Origin of the sequence: Bradyrhizobium sp. HKCCYLS1011 (assembly GCF_051167795.1) — a bacterium.
Taxonomy (GTDB): Bacteria; Pseudomonadota; Alphaproteobacteria; order Rhizobiales; family Xanthobacteraceae; genus Bradyrhizobium.
Genome location: NZ_JBNPTT010000001.1, coordinates 265252 through 279991 on the forward strand (window position 1 = coordinate 265252; position 14740 = coordinate 279991).

Annotated in this window: 19 protein-coding genes; 8 read left to right on the forward strand and 11 right to left on the reverse strand. The window is 61.5% G+C overall.

The window, feature by feature from the left end; translation table 11 throughout:
• Nucleotides 1–121: 121 nt before the first annotated feature.
• The 3 genes from ACQR1W_RS01225 to ACQR1W_RS01235 are packed head-to-tail and all read right to left on the reverse strand — an operon-like array spanning nucleotide 122 to nucleotide 3918.
• Nucleotides 122–1708, reverse strand: coding sequence for a HAMP domain-containing sensor histidine kinase (locus ACQR1W_RS01225; protein ID WP_434849119.1), 1587 nt, complete (start codon nucleotides 1706–1708; stop codon nucleotides 122–124).
• Complete coding sequence (locus ACQR1W_RS01230; RefSeq protein WP_434849120.1) at nucleotides 1708–2406, reverse strand: response regulator transcription factor; 699 nt, start codon at nucleotides 2404–2406, stop codon at nucleotides 1708–1710. Before ACQR1W_RS01230 ends, ACQR1W_RS01225 begins: the two co-directional genes overlap by 1 nt.
• A gap of 21 nt (nucleotides 2407–2427) precedes the next feature.
• Nucleotides 2428–3918 carry a DUF4153 domain-containing protein gene (locus tag ACQR1W_RS01235; RefSeq protein WP_434849121.1) on the reverse strand — a complete coding sequence of 497 codons (1491 nt, stop codon included), beginning with the start codon at nucleotides 3916–3918 and terminating at the stop codon, nucleotides 2428–2430.
• Nucleotides 3919–4124: 206 nt separating this feature from the next.
• Here ACQR1W_RS01235 and ACQR1W_RS01240 point away from each other — a divergent pair, with 206 nt between their 5' ends.
• A complete protein-coding gene (locus ACQR1W_RS01240) occupies nucleotides 4125–5489 on the forward strand; it encodes a glycoside hydrolase family 3 N-terminal domain-containing protein (RefSeq protein ID WP_434849122.1) in 1365 nt (454 codons plus the stop codon).
• A 27-nt stretch (nucleotides 5490–5516) separates the two neighbouring features.
• On the opposite strand, the gene ACQR1W_RS01245 is transcribed toward ACQR1W_RS01240, so the two are convergent.
• From ACQR1W_RS01245 to ACQR1W_RS01255, 3 genes are all read right to left on the reverse strand, one after another.
• Nucleotides 5517–5804 carry a hypothetical protein gene (locus tag ACQR1W_RS01245; protein WP_434849123.1) on the reverse strand — a complete coding sequence of 96 codons (288 nt, stop codon included), beginning with the start codon at nucleotides 5802–5804 and terminating at the stop codon, nucleotides 5517–5519.
• A 64-nt stretch (nucleotides 5805–5868) separates the two neighbouring features.
• Nucleotides 5869–6615 carry a 4'-phosphopantetheinyl transferase family protein gene (locus ACQR1W_RS01250; RefSeq protein ID WP_434849124.1) on the reverse strand — a complete coding sequence of 249 codons (747 nt, stop codon included), beginning with the start codon at nucleotides 6613–6615 and terminating at the stop codon, nucleotides 5869–5871.
• Nucleotides 6616–6737: 122 nt separating this feature from the next.
• Nucleotides 6738–6932, reverse strand: a complete 195-nt coding sequence (locus ACQR1W_RS01255; RefSeq protein ID WP_434849125.1) for a DUF3072 domain-containing protein — start codon at nucleotides 6930–6932, stop codon at nucleotides 6738–6740.
• Nucleotides 6933–7110: 178 nt separating this feature from the next.
• Between ACQR1W_RS01255 and ACQR1W_RS01260 the strand changes: the two genes are divergently transcribed.
• Complete coding sequence (locus ACQR1W_RS01260) at nucleotides 7111–7497, forward strand: NUDIX hydrolase (RefSeq protein WP_008967608.1); 387 nt, start codon at nucleotides 7111–7113, stop codon at nucleotides 7495–7497.
• 11 nt (nucleotides 7498–7508) lie between these two features.
• On the opposite strand, the gene ACQR1W_RS01265 is transcribed toward ACQR1W_RS01260, so the two are convergent.
• A complete protein-coding gene (locus tag ACQR1W_RS01265; RefSeq protein WP_050886354.1) occupies nucleotides 7509–7898 on the reverse strand; it encodes a hypothetical protein in 390 nt (129 codons plus the stop codon).
• A 191-nt stretch (nucleotides 7899–8089) separates the two neighbouring features.
• Between ACQR1W_RS01265 and ACQR1W_RS01270 the strand changes: the two genes are divergently transcribed.
• Nucleotides 8090–8281, forward strand: a complete 192-nt coding sequence (locus ACQR1W_RS01270; RefSeq protein ID WP_008967606.1) for a hypothetical protein — start codon at nucleotides 8090–8092, stop codon at nucleotides 8279–8281.
• Between the two features lie 57 nt (nucleotides 8282–8338).
• On the opposite strand, the gene ACQR1W_RS01275 is transcribed toward ACQR1W_RS01270, so the two are convergent.
• A complete protein-coding gene (locus ACQR1W_RS01275) occupies nucleotides 8339–8752 on the reverse strand; it encodes a group II truncated hemoglobin (RefSeq protein ID WP_008967605.1) in 414 nt (137 codons plus the stop codon).
• 672 nt (nucleotides 8753–9424) lie between these two features.
• Between ACQR1W_RS01275 and ACQR1W_RS01280 the strand changes: the two genes are divergently transcribed.
• Nucleotides 9425–9649 (forward strand): hypothetical protein, encoded by a 225-nt coding sequence (locus tag ACQR1W_RS01280; RefSeq protein ID WP_434849126.1) that lies wholly within the window; start codon nucleotides 9425–9427, stop codon nucleotides 9647–9649.
• A gap of 117 nt (nucleotides 9650–9766) precedes the next feature.
• On the opposite strand, the gene ACQR1W_RS01285 is transcribed toward ACQR1W_RS01280, so the two are convergent.
• Nucleotides 9767–9991: a hypothetical protein gene (locus ACQR1W_RS01285; RefSeq protein WP_434849127.1), complete on the reverse strand. Its 225-nt coding sequence runs from the start codon at nucleotides 9989–9991 to the stop codon at nucleotides 9767–9769.
• Nucleotides 9992–10668: 677 nt separating this feature from the next.
• Between ACQR1W_RS01285 and ACQR1W_RS01290 the strand changes: the two genes are divergently transcribed.
• A complete protein-coding gene (locus tag ACQR1W_RS01290; protein ID WP_434849128.1) occupies nucleotides 10669–10962 on the forward strand; it encodes a hypothetical protein in 294 nt (97 codons plus the stop codon).
• 114 nt (nucleotides 10963–11076) lie between these two features.
• On the opposite strand, the gene ACQR1W_RS01295 is transcribed toward ACQR1W_RS01290, so the two are convergent.
• On the reverse strand, nucleotides 11077–11223 hold the full coding sequence (locus tag ACQR1W_RS01295) for a hypothetical protein (RefSeq protein ID WP_434849129.1): 147 nt from the start codon (nucleotides 11221–11223) through the stop codon (nucleotides 11077–11079).
• Between the two features lie 683 nt (nucleotides 11224–11906).
• Between ACQR1W_RS01295 and ACQR1W_RS01300 the strand changes: the two genes are divergently transcribed.
• From ACQR1W_RS01300 to ACQR1W_RS01310, 3 genes are all read left to right on the forward strand, one after another.
• The gene (locus tag ACQR1W_RS01300; protein WP_434849130.1) at nucleotides 11907–12380 is read left to right on the forward strand and encodes a hypothetical protein; all 474 of its coding nucleotides are present in this window, start codon (nucleotides 11907–11909) and stop codon (nucleotides 12378–12380) included.
• A gap of 211 nt (nucleotides 12381–12591) precedes the next feature.
• Entirely contained in the window at nucleotides 12592–12780 is a 189-nt protein-coding gene (locus ACQR1W_RS01305) for a hypothetical protein (protein WP_035980838.1), read from the forward strand.
• A gap of 212 nt (nucleotides 12781–12992) precedes the next feature.
• A complete protein-coding gene (locus ACQR1W_RS01310; RefSeq protein ID WP_434849131.1) occupies nucleotides 12993–13817 on the forward strand; it encodes a glycosyltransferase family 2 protein in 825 nt (274 codons plus the stop codon).
• Here the strand turns inward: ACQR1W_RS01310 and ACQR1W_RS01315 are convergent.
• The gene (locus ACQR1W_RS01315) at nucleotides 13789–14700 is read right to left on the reverse strand and encodes an alpha/beta fold hydrolase (RefSeq protein ID WP_434849132.1); all 912 of its coding nucleotides are present in this window, start codon (nucleotides 14698–14700) and stop codon (nucleotides 13789–13791) included. The genes ACQR1W_RS01310 and ACQR1W_RS01315 overlap by 29 nt on opposite strands.
• Between the last annotated feature and the right edge of the window lie 40 nt (nucleotides 14701–14740).

Sequence of the window (14740 nt, forward strand, 5' to 3'; positions counted from 1 at the left end):
ATTTGCTCTCCTCAACTTCGCTCGCCGGGATGACATAGGCTGACCTCACGTAGCCGGCAATAGCAGCGCTCGGCTTGGCGCGGGTGATCTGCCGCCTCAGCGCCGGACCGGCCTATGGGGTCTATGCGTTCGGAAAACGCAATGTGAAGGCCGCGCCGTGCTCGGTCGGCCTGAGCGCAATCGAGCCGCGATGGCTGGTCATGATCGTGCGCACGATCGCAAGCCCCATGCCTGTGCCGCCACTATCGCGACGCGTGGTGAAGAAGGCATCGAAGATGCGTTCGCGGTTCCGGGGCGAGATCGGCTCGCCGTCATTGCTGACCTCGAGGACGAGCATGTCGACGTCTTGATGCGCCTCCAGAAAGATAGTGCGGGCCTGATGACGACGGGCATTGTCGGCGAGATGCGTCAGGACGATCGAGGCGGTCTCCGCCGACATCGCAATTGCGTGGTCGAGTGAGCCGGGCGTGACGACGTTCGGCAGAGCAAAGCGCTCGCGCAGTTTCGCAGTCACCGCCGCCAGATTGGCCCGCTCGTTCTGCGAGGCGATTTCGGCGCGGGCGAGCTCGCGCAGGCGCTGCGTCATGACTTCGAGACGCTCGGCATCGCCGAGAATGTTGCTGAGGAATTTCTCCTGCTCGGCGCGGGTCAGGGTATCTGAGGGGCTGCCAACCGAATCCAGCAGCAGTTCGGCCGCCCCTTTGATCGATGTGAGCGGGGATTTCAGCTCATGCGTCAGGTGGGCAGAGAAGCTCGCAATGTGGTCGGAGCGCCGGGCCAGTTGCCCGGCCATGGCGAAAAAGTGCTTCGACAGTTCGGCAAAGTCGCGCGTCCCGTAATGTGCGAGCGGACGGAATCCCTCGGGATCGCCGCGGCCGATGCGTCCGGCGCGCTCGACCAGTTCGCGCATCGGATGCGTGATCGTACGCGCGACGATGAAGCCGATCAGCAAGGTCGTCAGCGCCACCGCCGATCCCGCCGCGATGAACTTGCCGCGTTCCTGATACAGATGTTCAAAGATGTTGCGGGGTGTGCGCGAGGTGTAGATCACGCCGGCGACATGATTGTCGACGACCACCGGCATCGCGGAGAAGACGTGCACGCCGACGCCACGGCTGAGCGAATAGATCGGTGGCGGCGCCTTGTCGGGCATGCGGATGCGCAAGGCTGCCTTGTATTGGCCCTGCAGCGCGGCTGCGACTTCGTCGATATGGGCCAGTGATTGTCCGACCTCGTCGCGACCGGCGATGACGACCCCACGCGGATCAAGGATGCGGAAACCGGCCAAGGTGACCTTCTGGGTCTCGAGCAGGATCGGCATCAGCCGTGCACCAACCGCGACATAGGCGGGGTCAGCCACTTGCGGAGCCGGGCGCGCGTCGGGGCGCCGTACGAACAGATCGTCAGCGGCGAGATCAAGGAGGGGCCGGATCGGCGTGACCGCGTCGGGCGGGTCGGGACGCAGCTCAGGGGGAATCTCGGCGCCCAGAGGAATTCCAGCGTCGAGCCGCTTCGTCACTTCCTCGGCATAGAGGGCAGCCAAAACCCGGCTCTGCGCGATCAGCTCGGCCTGGGTCTGGCGGATCAGCTGATTGTCATAGATGCGGAAGAAAAACAGCCCGACCAGGGGCAGGGTGGCGACCAGTGTCAGCACGCCGAAAAGGATCTGGCGCAGCGACGGTCGCCATTTGCGGCGGGGCACGATCATCACGAGCCACCGCAGCGGCCGAGCCGAAAGCCAACGCCGTGCACGGTCTCGATCGCATCATCACACCCAGCGCCGGTGAGCTTGGCTCTGATGTTGCGGATGTGGCTATCGATCGTCCGGTCGGACACCTGGATGTTCATCTGGTAGGCAGCCGCCATGATCTGCTCGCGGCTGAACACCACGGCGGGACGGCTCAAGAAAGTCCGGAGAATACCAAATTCCAACGCGGTCAGGCCCAGCCGCATCTCGCCGAAGGAAGCGACGTGTTGCTCGGGATCAAGTCGAAGCTTGCCGTGAATCAATTCGACCGGCGCGGTTCGATCGACGCTGCGTGATGCCGTCCTACGCAGGATGACATTGATCCGGGCGGTCAGCTCGCGCGGGCTGAACGGTTTGGTGACGTAGTCGTCGCCGCCGATCTCGAGGCCGAGAATGCGGTCGATCTCCTCGTCGCGCGCCGACAGGAACAGGATCGGAACGTCGGAGGTCCGCCGAATGCGCCGGCAGACTTCGAGCCCGTCGAATTCGGGCATTCCGACGTCGAGCACGATCAGATCAGGTTGATCGCTGGCGAAGCGCGCAAGTGCAGCCTTGCCGTCCGCGGCCTCGATGACGGTCATGCCTGCCTTGCTGAGCGCGACCCGGATCACCTCGCGGATGTGAGGGTCATCATCGACGACGAGGATGCGAGTGGGCATGGCAGCCTGCAGGGACTTTTCTCAGCTCGGAGGAGATAATGGCGGATGAGTATTGAGATATTGCTGCAGCCGCCAGCTGCGGAAACTCCAGGTTCGCCAGGACGCCATGTCGCCGGCTTGCACCTCGAGCAGCCCAGCGCGGCGCAAGGAGAGGTGGGCGTCGGAGAGGTGGAATGCGATGGCCCGATCGATGGCCGGCAGCGCCTGGGGGCCGAGGCTCGCGAGATAGCAGATATCCAGGACGACCCCCTTGCCCCCTGCCTCCTGGCTGTGAGCGACATTGTAGCCGGCGATGATGGCGTTGAGATTGGTCAGCGCGCATACATACAGAGTCGCCGCCAAGGCCAACAGGTTCATCCGGACCAGCCAGCGGTGCGAACGATTGAGCCTGATCCGCAGAACGATCAGAATCAGGCCGATCGCGACGAGGCCCATCCAGACCAGCGCAGCGACACGCCAATAGGTCAGGAGATAGATGTCGATGTAAAGTTTCAGCCGCAGCATCGAGGATACGACCAACAACAGATTTTGCCCAACCCAGAGATAGAGCAGGGGACGAAGCAGCCGCGGTGGCCGTTTCTCATCGGCCGGTCGGATGGCGATGAGGACGAATGCTGCTGCAAGGAGCGCCGTCACGATCAGGGCATATGCGCCGCGATGCGCATAACTCGCATAGGTCAGACCGTCGGGCAGCGCTACCCCGCCCCAGAGATAGACCAGATCGAGCGCACTTTGGACCGCAAACAGCAGATTGAACAGGATCAGCGAGCGCAAGACCGTCACGGCTCCGAGCAGATCTGTCGATGCTGTCGAGGCAGGGCCCTGTGCCGGTATTTCAGCCGGTCCGGCGAGATCGACTGGCCGCACGACCTTGCGCCGCCATCTGAGCTGGATGAACGGCCAGATCAGCGACAGCATTGCGAGCCAGAACAGTGCACGCAGCCGGTCAAAATCCGCGATCACTCTGTCAGGTCTGAGTGTGCCCAGCCATCGCTCGATCAGCGGATTGGCCGCGGCAAACAGTGCCAGGAACACAAGCCCGAACGCGAGCGGTACGCACCATCCGAGAATTGCGCCGGCCAAGCCCGGCCCGCGCATGGCCGCCAGGACGTCGGGGCCCAGCCTGAACGGGCCGATCAGCAGCAGCTGACGGAAAGCCGTAAGCGGGGTTCGCAAGCCGCTGGCCGCCGGATTGGTCCACAAGGTGATACTGCTGATGGTTCCAAGCAGGAGGAAGAGGAACGAGAGCAGGTTCAAGTCCTCGATAGCGGGCAGCGCGCCGACAACAAAGATGGCGCTCGCCGCACGCGCGCGCTTGTGGTCGAGTTGCGCAAAATTGGCGATGAGCGAGGCCGCGGTCAGCACGATCAAAAATAGTACGAGAGATAGTCCGATCCGCTGATCGTAGAACAGCGCGTCTGCGATTGCGGCGAGCGCAATGACGATCATGAGCCTCAATGCAAATGGTCGGTCGGAAGCGCGCTCGACAGCCGGTGTGGCCAAACTCGTCATCTCTGATCCTCGCAGGTCCTGGTTCAGCCGCCACGGTGGACGGATGACGTGAACCATGACCCGCTGCCGTGCAGCGGTGGGGGAGCCGTTCTGCAGGGTTCCAGGATTCTTTTGCAGATTTTGTGCAGCCGGCATTTGGCGGCTGGTATGCGCGCGGGCGCGCTGCTAGGCGGGCTTCAGTCCATCTCCGGCGATCGGTTCAGCGGATGATCAAACGTATCGGCATCGTTGCACTGTGGTTGCTCGCGCTTGCCCTGATCGTCGTCACCATGAACAGCAACGAACCATATCTGGTTCGGCTGCGAGGCGTGGGCAATCTGATCATACTCGGCGTGAGCGTCGGCGTTCCCATCCTGCTGCTCCGTCGCGGCGCATGGCGCAGCCGCAAGCTGGGCGACCGGCTCCTGCTACTGCTCTGGTGTGTGCCGGCATTCGCCTTCATCCTGGCGCAGACGTGGTTTGCCTGGCGCAAGCACGAGGTCCTGGCAACCGATGCCGCGATCGCGCATCTCCTCGGGCCGCATTTCGTGGTCGGTTATGCGGCCTCGGAAGAGGCGGCGATGCTGGCCGCGAAGGGGTTGATCGGCGGCGTCTATGTTACCCGCCACAACGCCGGCGATCGAACCGCAGCCGAGCTCAAGGGCGAGATCGCGGAGCTGCAGGCGGCGCGCGTCGGCGCTGGTTTGCCGCCCCTGATCGTTGCTGCCGACCAGGAGGGCGGCGTCGTCGCGCACCTGTCACCGCCATTGCCGCGTGAGGACGCGCTCTCGACCCTTGCCGATCTCGCGTCAGAGCCGCGCCGCCGTGCGGCCGAGGCGCTCGGACGCCGCCAGGGTGCGGCGCTTGCCGAGATGGGGGTCACGCTCAACCTGGCGCCGGTGCTGGATTTGCGTCCCGATCGGAGCCGGACCCGTTTCGACTTCAATACGCTGATCGGTCAACGCGCAATTTCTGATGATCCCACTGTCGTCAGCGAGATTGCGACCAACTATGTGCGCGGCCTTGCGGCCAGCGGCGTCGGCGCCGCGGTGAAGCACTTTCCCGGCCTTGGGCGGGTGACGGCCGATACGCATCACTTCGCGGCACGACTGAACACGCCGACGGCAGAGCTCGAGGGTGCGGACTGGCGCCCATTCCACGATGTTATCGAGAGCACGAGCGCGGTGTTGATGGTCGGCCACGTCATCCTGGAGTCCATCGATCCGGATCGTCCGGCCTCGCATTCGAAAGCGGTGCTCGATGGTTTGATCAGGCACGCCTGGAATTACGACGGCGTCATCATCACCGACGATCTTGTGATGGGCGCGATCTATGGCGGCGACGTCTGCAAGGCGGTGGTGGAAGCGCTGAACGGCGGAGCTGACCTCTTGCTCGTCGCCTATGATGGCGCGCAGTTCTACCGCATCTTCGGCTGCGCGCGCCGGGCGCTCGAACACGGCCAACTTGATTTGATTGCGTTGGCGCGCAGTGAGGAGCGGCTGCGACGCCGGCTGGGAAAGCCTGTCGAAACATCAGCGCCCGGCGTCGTGGAGAGCCGCATGCGCGGACCGACCTCGCGGGCGGGCTTCTGAAGAAAGGTCGCGGCGTGAGCGACCGGATCAGCGCTGGCCGTTGCCGGTCCAATCGCGCCAGGACACGCTGGACAGACTGCGCAGATCAGTTCCGAGCGGCCGCCGCGTCTGCCGGTCGTGCTGGGCAACGACCTGTTCGGATTCGCGGATCTTCTCCTTGAGTTCGGAAAGCTGCCGCTTGGCCCCTTCGAAGGCCTTGGAGTCAGCACTCTCGCCGACCGTGAACCGTGCGGTCTCGATCTGTCTCAGCGCCGCACGGTTCTTCTTGAGCTGTGCGCGATGCCAGGCGATCCTGCTGTCACTGTCCGCAACCATGCTGAACTCCTCGGTCAGCCCAAGAGTAAACAAGCGAAAGGTGATTCGCGACAGTTTCGGGCGTTCATCGGACCGTACCCTCAAGGATGGTCATCTCTCCGTTTTCGATATGCACGCGCGATACGGAAACCACCGTCTGCGGAGGTCCCGACCGGATCGCCATTGCGAGCGCGTGGTTTGGAGTAGGCTGATCCTCGATAAATCTCCATCTCGCCGCTTCGGTCGGATCGTCCGGATGAAACCTGACCGCTGTGGGATTGAACGAAAAGCTGAAACTATCGAGCGCGCGGTTCAGGCCTTCGCCCGTGGCTTTGATCAGCGCCTCCTTCAATGTCCAAAAACGGAAAAAAGTCTGCGTCCGCTGCGCGAGAGGCGCAGCGCGCATCAGGGCCACTTCGTCGGCGCTGAAATACCGCTCGGCGATGTCGAGCTCTGCGCGTTCAGGCGCGATCCGTTCCACATCGACTCCCATCTCGATGCCATGGCCGACCGCGCAGGCAACGAGTCCCTTGGTATGTGACAGATTGAAAGTAACGCCGAGCGAACTGAGTGCCGGAGCGATGGACGGCTTGCCATATCGTTCGGTCGTAAATTGCCAGGCCTCAGGAGCCAAGGGCGCGGCGCGGCTTAGCGCGTAGCGGAGCAGCCAGTGGGCGGCGATGTAGATCTCGCGGTCGACATCGAAATAGAAGCGATCGGCCCGGGCGCACTCCTGCTCGTCCAGGCAGATGCGCCAGCGGGCCAGCAGCGCGGGCAGTGGTGCCTCGACTTGCATCAGCCAAAGCTGGATGTCATTTCGTTCCGCGGTCATACCGGTGTCATGCCAGATCAGCGCGGCCTAATTCGAGGCCCGCGCGACACTGTGCCCCTCAACTCCGGAAGAACGAAGAAGAAGTTTTCGAAGGGGGCGACTTGCCCCCTCAAACCGCCGCGCTAGTTGTCGATCCCGGCTTGCGCACGCAGATGATCGATTAATTCGGATGCCTCGGCTTTGGTCACCTTCCGCTCGCTGGGGTCAGGAGCATGGGCCTGCTCGCTCAGGGTCTTGAGATACGACGCCTGCGCACCGGTCATGGGGTCATCACCGGACACCCAATCCTGCGGATCCTTCTCCGTATTGTCGGTCATTCGAACCTCCAAATTGCTCACACACCTCAACGGCGGCAATACCCAAATGTTCCTAATATGTTCTCTTCGTGCGAGGTGTGGACAGCCGCCAGGTTGCGACACGATTTTGGATCGCGAAATCAAGCAGAACCTGCGAAAATGCCGACCATTATTCGATCAGGAGATGCTCTGAAGGGAAATGGCGAAGTCATCCAAGCTCGTTGCCGTCCGGCGCGGCAAGGTTCTCCTGGTGCGGCGGCGAGCCGACGGCTTGTGGATGTTTCCGGGTGGGCGTAAGCGGCCGCGGGAGACCGACAAGGAGTGTCTCAAGCGCGAGATCAAGGAGGAGCTGCCCAAGCTCAAGCTCGGTCGCCTGCAGCTCTGGAAGGAGCTCAAGGCCAGGAATAAGCGTTCTGGACGGAAGATGAACGACGCGATCTTCATCGCCAAGGACGCCAAGGGCCGGCTCGAGATCGGGGACGCCAGGGAGCTCGATCGCGCCGACTGGCAGAAGCCTCGCGCAGTGCGCCTGACCGCAACCTCGCGCTACATCTGCGACCGGCTGTTTCCGAAGGAGCGCGATTAAAAGGCCCGTGTTCAGACGGGATGGGGACGCTTGGAGGCGGGGCCCGGCGATGGCGAAAGGTCGGGCATCGATGCGGGCAGGACCGATTGCGGCCGGCGCTTTGACCGGTACCAGGTTTGGACGTTGAGGACGCCGCCGACAATCAGCAGCGGCGCGACGGCGATGATCGCCAGCAGCGGCGAGAGCGGCTTGGGCGTGATCATTTCGAGTACCATCTCGGATGCCATCCAGACCGTTGCGAACGCCACCGCAAAATCGAGCGGCGGAATCCGCAGCCAATACAGGACAGCCGTGGCGATGATGGCCGGGGCCAATGCCGGGCCGATCATATAGACGGTCAGCTCGACCGGGGTCAGGGCGTCGAGCAGCATAGAGGCCAGGAGCCACAGGCTGACGAACATGACGACGGCATCGATATGTCTCACGCGCCACCTCCGCTGTGACAATTGGGCGCAATGAATTTGTCGGGCTTGTGACCCCGTTCGTCAAGCAGGACGCGTTTTGTTCGCGGCTGTCGCGGCCGAACGGCTGTCGCCGAGGTGCGAATTGACCTTCGCCTGGAACGCTTGCCCGCGATTTGCGTTAACAGTCCATGTCGGACAAGATTGCAGACCGGACCCCGCGGATTCTGACACCCGAAGAGCGCCGCGCCCGCGATGCGGCGCGCAGGGCCGATGCCGAGCAGGCGATGCGCGAATATCGCGAGGCGCAGCGGGCATTTCACGCCAACCGCGAACGCCTCAGGGCGGAGCGGCTCGCGCGCGAGGCTCAGAAGGCGCAGTAGCATGTCACCGCCTGGCGCGGCGACTGATGCAAACTTTCCTTAACCGAGTACGCGTGGTCAGCGGCTGCGCAAGACGTTGGCCATGCGCTGGAAGGCTTGATCGAGCAGGGCGCGCATGTCCGCCGGCAGATCGCAATCGTCCATCGCCGCGCGCATGCATTTCATCCATTCATCGCGTTCGACCTCGCCGATCGGATAAGGCCGATGCGCCGACATGATGCAACGGTGTGGGGTGCGGTCGAAATAGAGCGGCGGGCCGCCGAGCCAGCCGCTCAGGAATTCGAACAGCATCTGTCTGATCGGGCCGAGGTCTGCTCCATGCATGGCGCGGATGCGCTGCGCAGCCGGATCGCTATCCATGATCTCGTAGAAGCGATCGGCGAGCCGCCGCACGATGGGCTCGCCGCCGATCAACTCATAGGGCGTGGCTTCGGGGATTGCGGCGTCATCTGTGGCGTCGGCTGATGTCATTGCGTATCGTCTCGTTTCACTCATGATGAGCCAACCGCCCGCGCGCGGCCGACGCGTTGATCTGCGTCAATCCGCGCGGCTTATTGCGGCGGCGATCTCCACGCCTCGTGGGCTGTGAAGGGCAGAACGATCGCGCATTGCGGGTCTAACTGCAGCAGACAACGACGTTCTCAACCAGATCAACCGGCGGATTCATGCGATCCTTGCAAACACTCGAGATTGGAGGTTGCGGTGACCGTTCGGCAGAAGCGAATAGACGCGGACGCCCCTGCGCGATGATTTGTTGATGCGCTATCGAAACGATTTTTTTGGCGCACGCCGATAAGGGCCGCTACGGCCGGGCTTGGCAAGGTCAGAATGTGACGACGTACCTGTCGGGGCAAACCACTCTTCAGCCAACCGCGAGAAGCATTGTCGACGGATCGCATAGCGCCGCGCCGCGCGGCGGGCGTCAGCGCAGCGCCGGCGCGAGATCCTCTGCAGGAGATTTCCCTTGTCTCCTCGGCGCGATCGGTATTCCGATGTGCCGGGCTGGTTTATGTGCACGCCATCACTCATAACGCGCCCGCGTGCTGATGATTACTGCGCTCCCATGGGTCGTTGAACTACCTCTGGATGCTTGATTGCATGTTCGCTGTTTGTTCTAGTTGGCCTTCGCTGATGGAGGTCGACATGCAGGGCCGATGGTTTGACGACGAAACGGATCCCCCGCCTTTTCTGAAAGTCCTCAATGAGGTCCGCCGCCAGGCAACCCGGGAAGGCTGGTGCTATCACCACGTTCAGGCGATCATTGTCGCGATCGACCAATATGCGGAAGCCGCCACGGGCAACCGGGAGTACTTCTGGAACAAGCCGCATGCGATCGGCGGCAGCCGCAAGCGGGGCGACGTGCCTTAGTTGCGCTTTCTGTTACGGACAGCATCCGGCCTCTTCAACGCGCCCGGGCGAGCGCGTGGCTCGGTCGCGAAGGGGCATCGAGTTCGATCCAGATTTGTCCGTCCGGTCGCGTGGTAGTCAGCCGCCACCGAAATTGGACGGGTCGAGATTCCGGTTTTCCTCCGGCGGGATTGGGCGGTAGCCGGGCAACCTGTACCAGCCGGGTACGATCACGTCGCCAGAAACAGGACGAGGCACCGCATGATGGCGTGCGCGCGGATGATGCACCCGTGCAGCGGCAGCCGGCACGATCAAGCTGATCGCAACGCCCAAAGGAAAGACCAAGGCAACAATCCGACGCATCGAACCGGCTCCAGGCGACAGCTTCGGACTTCATGTGGGGCAGGCGCCGCGTCGCTCCAACCCGAGCGGGCCTCACGATCCGTCACGTCGGCGGGAACGGGGAGGCACGCTGCGCAACGGCTTGGTGAGATGACTTGGTTCGTTCGACAGACTGATCGGGATGCTCCGTAATTTACCGCAATAGTCTTGTTGCGGATTTTCGTATTCAACTGGTCAGGGGAGCGGGGTGCAACTGAAGGGCTCGATCATGACCGATCATACCTGCACCGCGCCGGCCCAGCGGGGAGACGGTCCGCCTTGCCGGGCATGCGGCCAACTTCCGGAGAGGGTGCAAAGCATCCTGATTCCTCGCACGGGCAAGTCGGCGCGCATCTTCAAATGCAGGGCATGCGGCATCATGAACTGGCTCGAGCTCGGAGCTTGAAGCCGCTCGCAACGCCCAAGACACTGGCCTCATACACTTGTCGCGGCAGGCACAGAGATCACTGCCGCAAGTTCCTGTTCAAGTTGGTTCATCGCCCATTAATGGGCGTTTGACAGAGTCCGTCCAATTGAAACCGAAAGTGATGCGGATGCTGAGAGACGGGACCTACGCTTCCTGGTTCAAAACGCCGATTGGCGAGGGAACAGGAGTCCTTCATTGCGAGGCCGGCAGGATCTCGGGCCGGGACAGCATCATGACCTATGACGGCACCTACGAAACCGACGGTGAGCAATTCACTGCGGTGCTTCGCACCAAACGCCACACGCCGGGCCACGCGACCGTTTTCGGGATTGACGATTTGACCTTGCGAGTCACCGGGCGCTTCAAGGGCACCTTGGCCACCTGCACGGGCTTTGCGGACGAAGTGCCCGGCATGCCCTTCGAGGCGACGCTCATCCTGTCGCAGCCGGACGATTCCGAACCGCGCCGCGAGTGGGCTCCCGTCAAATTCGATCCCGACAGGTTGCCAAAGCCCCCGTCGCGCTAGCGACTAATCATTTCATGCGCGGCGTCGCTGGACCATCTGGCTGCTACGGCCAGGCTGAAGCTCGCGCACCAGTGACGATGAGCATCGCTACCGCTGTGCAGCCTTCCGGTCGCATCAACCGGGAATGCTGGTCCCGAAGTCGAAGCCGAAATAGACGCAGGCGAGGCTTAGAACGAGCCCGGCGAGACTGAAAGCGAGGATGATCGCGAGCTCTGACTCGCGCGTGGTCTCGCCAACCAAACTGTAGCCAATTGCCGTCATGTGAAATCTCAAATGTGAAATGAACACGAGTAGACTAACGGATAAATCTTTCCAGCATGTTTCGGTGAAATCTGAAAGTTCGCCCTATACGCCCGTTAGCAGGGGGGCGTCATTGCTGAGCTGAATGTCAGTACCGTCCCCGGTCGCACGCTTGCGCCGGTATCATCGATCACGTCGACCTGCGCGGAGGGGGATTGCTGGGGTCGCCGGATTCGACGCTACTTCGAAATCAGTCAGCTGAAGCTGCAGCAAAAGGGACAATAGCCTGGGCGGAGCTGGCGTAGCCGTCCGATCGAGATGCATACGAAGGCGATCGCCGAGCTCCTCGCATATTGCCTGAATGTGAGTGTTGTCGCACCTGCAGGCAATAGGATCAGCCATGACCTTCTCCCCTTACTGCTCGATCGTTCTCCTCATGACTTGTGATTAGGTAAATTCGCGCCAATTTCGAGGTAAGTTGGTGAAGTTTGCGTTAGTTGCTCCATAAGTCCTTAACTCGGACGAGCTATTCTTAACCATGGGGGTATGTTCAGAATTGGGGTGGGGCCGTGGATTTACTGCTTTGGATACTGCTCGGGTTAACTGCCACTCTGGCGTGGTGCAGTTGGTCGATCGGGCGCTCATATTACGAAAGAGGGCGTATCCGGGGGATACGAGAGGCCACGGAGCAGATTCGTTTAGGGATGACATCTCAGCTCGATGAAAAGACGCTTCCCAGCGATGTGGCAAAAGCGGAAGCAGAGCTGAAGATCGTGTTAGACGAGGCCGCGCGACGGCAAGACCTCACTGAAGATGCGATCCATGCGCGGCTCTGGGCTCTGGGCGCGGCGCTCGGAGACGCCTGCTGGCTCAAAGGACATTCCGCGGGAGTAAGGCGCAAAGCCCCCGCTGAGGGGCGGATCCGGTTGGATCTCTCGCTGGTCGAGATCCTTCAATTGGGCGGCCTCGCAAACTTCGGATTTCAGCACATGATGCCGAATATTCGGCTGATTGATGCGCGGCGATTCGCAGACAAGGAAGACGCCATCGAGGCGTCTCGTGCTGTGAGCCGATTGGAAGCCGCGCTTCCGAAGCAATATCGACCCGATCTTCTCGATCACGCGTGCGTCCGCGAAGGCCTGATCAACGACTGGTGGAGGCCGAGGGCCATCGCTTAGGTCCTCGGCGCGTCCTGATCCACGCGAAGTGACTGTGTATTCAAATACCATCTGGGCATCAGCCCGGCACGATCACGGTCCGACGAAGCGGGTCGACACTCGGACCCGGGGTGATCTCGGTATGTGACGACCAAAGGTTTATTGACGGCCGGAATGAACGATGCTGCACTGCCGCTATTGCAGGTGCGTGCATTGTTCATGGGGCGCGAGCGTGAATGACATTGTCGAAGCAATTCTGCACTCGTCCGGTGTTTCTTCGGAGCTCGCTCGGACAAGATTGAAGCTGTACCTGGACCTGCTCGCCTCGACGGGTAAGCGGGACGAGCAAGCTCTCGCGAGCCTGGGGGCAGCCTACATCAAGGAAATGCTGGAGCCCGACCCTCGTTATACCGGCTGCTGAGGATCAGTTCGAGCGAGCGCAGGCGGGGCGTCTCTCGGGGCCACCGGAGTTCCGTTCTAACCGAGGTCTCTGCGTTCCGTGCGCCGCTTCTCGATGCACCGGTTACCTCTCCAAAGCATTTGTGAACAGCAGCGGACCGAGCTTGGCAAGCCTGGGGAGCAGAGCTATTAATAGTTAATTGCATAGTTGTTAGCTCGCGATTTTTAGAGACTATGAATTGCGATTTTTCGGTTGTGATCCCAACCTTCCGCCGGCCGCTTCCTCTATTAGAAGCGGTGTCAAGTGTTCTTCGCCAAAAAGACGTTTCCGTCGAAGTATTCATCATTGACGACAGTCCCGAAGGATCGGCCGAGGAACCGATCCGAGATCTCAGGGACGAGCGCATCGTCTATCTGAAGAACCCGAACCCGACCGGCGGTATTCCTAGCATTGTCCGTAATCTTGGCTGGCCGCTTGCCAGCGGGGCTTTTGTCCATTTTTTGGACGACGATGACGTGGTCACGGAGGGCCACTACGCCGCAGTGAAGAGCGCGTTACAAGCCAATCCGTCCGTCGGGCTTGTTTTTGGACAGATTGAACCATTCGGGTCTGCCTCACCGAAGCAACTGGAGCATGAACGCCGATACTTCGCCGAGGCTGCCCGCAAAGCGGCCAGCAGCAGGCGATTTGGCGCGCGGCTGGCTTATGTCGGATCAATGCTGTTCGACAACGCGCTTCTCGTGTGCAGCGCATCGGTCATCCGCCGTGAGTGCGTTTCACGGATTGGCGGCTTCGACCCCGCCATAAGACTGATGGAGGATGCGGATTTTCACGTGCGCGCGATGCGCGAATGTGGTGCTCTTTTCCTCGATCGCACCGCGATCCGATACCGTGTCGGCAGCCCGTCGCTCATGCACTCACCTGAGCGGACCGAGGAGCAAGCAAGACAGGAGCTCCAGGGGCGTCGGCAGATGCAAGCAAACTATCGACAGAAGTACGGTGCATTGGAGTTCTATTCGCTCGCGCTATTTACCCGGACGGTGCTAAGGGCTTTTTAGAGTGGCCGGGAGCCAAACCGAAAGAGTTTGAGTCTCGCAGACAACTAGACAGAGTCTCGGCGATCATGTTGACGGACGGTGCGCTCATCATTCCCACATGATCTGCAGGGACAACATGTACGTCGATATTGCCCGAAGTGTATCCCGCCCAACCCATCGAGGGATCGCGATCGTGCTCGGCACCGCGGTCTTCAATACGGAAGCAAACCAGGTCGCTGGACGAGGAAGGCGGCCTATACGATTTCCACGCATGCAAGAAGCCGGGATCATTGGATTGGACGATGGCGGGGAGGGGTCTGTTCGCAATCCGAAATGCGGCCTTGATAAGCGGCATCAGCCGTTCGGACGAACGCGAGATCAGGAATGCAAGGGCACGGCCGGCGAATGCGCGCAGATCGCCGCGAAGGAGATGGTGGGCGTAGCGACCGAGCCGGTCCGCCAGATAGGCGCGTCGAAACTCCGCCGAAGCGGCCGGCGAAAGATCGGCTTCAAGGGACGGGTTTGGACAGTCAAGCAAGGCGACAAACGCCACACGATGACCCTGCTCTTGTAGGCGCCGTGCTATTTCATAGGCAACGATCCCGCCGAAGGAGTATCCGCAAAGACAATAAGGCCCGGCTCCCTTGATCGAGCGGACCACGTCCAGATAAAGCGCCGCGACTTGCTCGACGGTAAATCGACCGCGCGCGTGGCACAGCCATTCCATATTGATTGCATAAACTGATTGCGGTTCCCCCAGCGCTGCTGCCATCTCGCAAAAGATCCGCGGATCGCCACCGGATCCGGGAAAGCAAACAAGCGGCGTGCCGCGATCCGATCGTCGCAATTCGACGACGTGCGAACGCGCGTCGAGGCCGGGGACACCGAACAGATTGTCACTCATCGTTGAGGTCCTGCGCGACATGAAGAGATCGATGACGGAA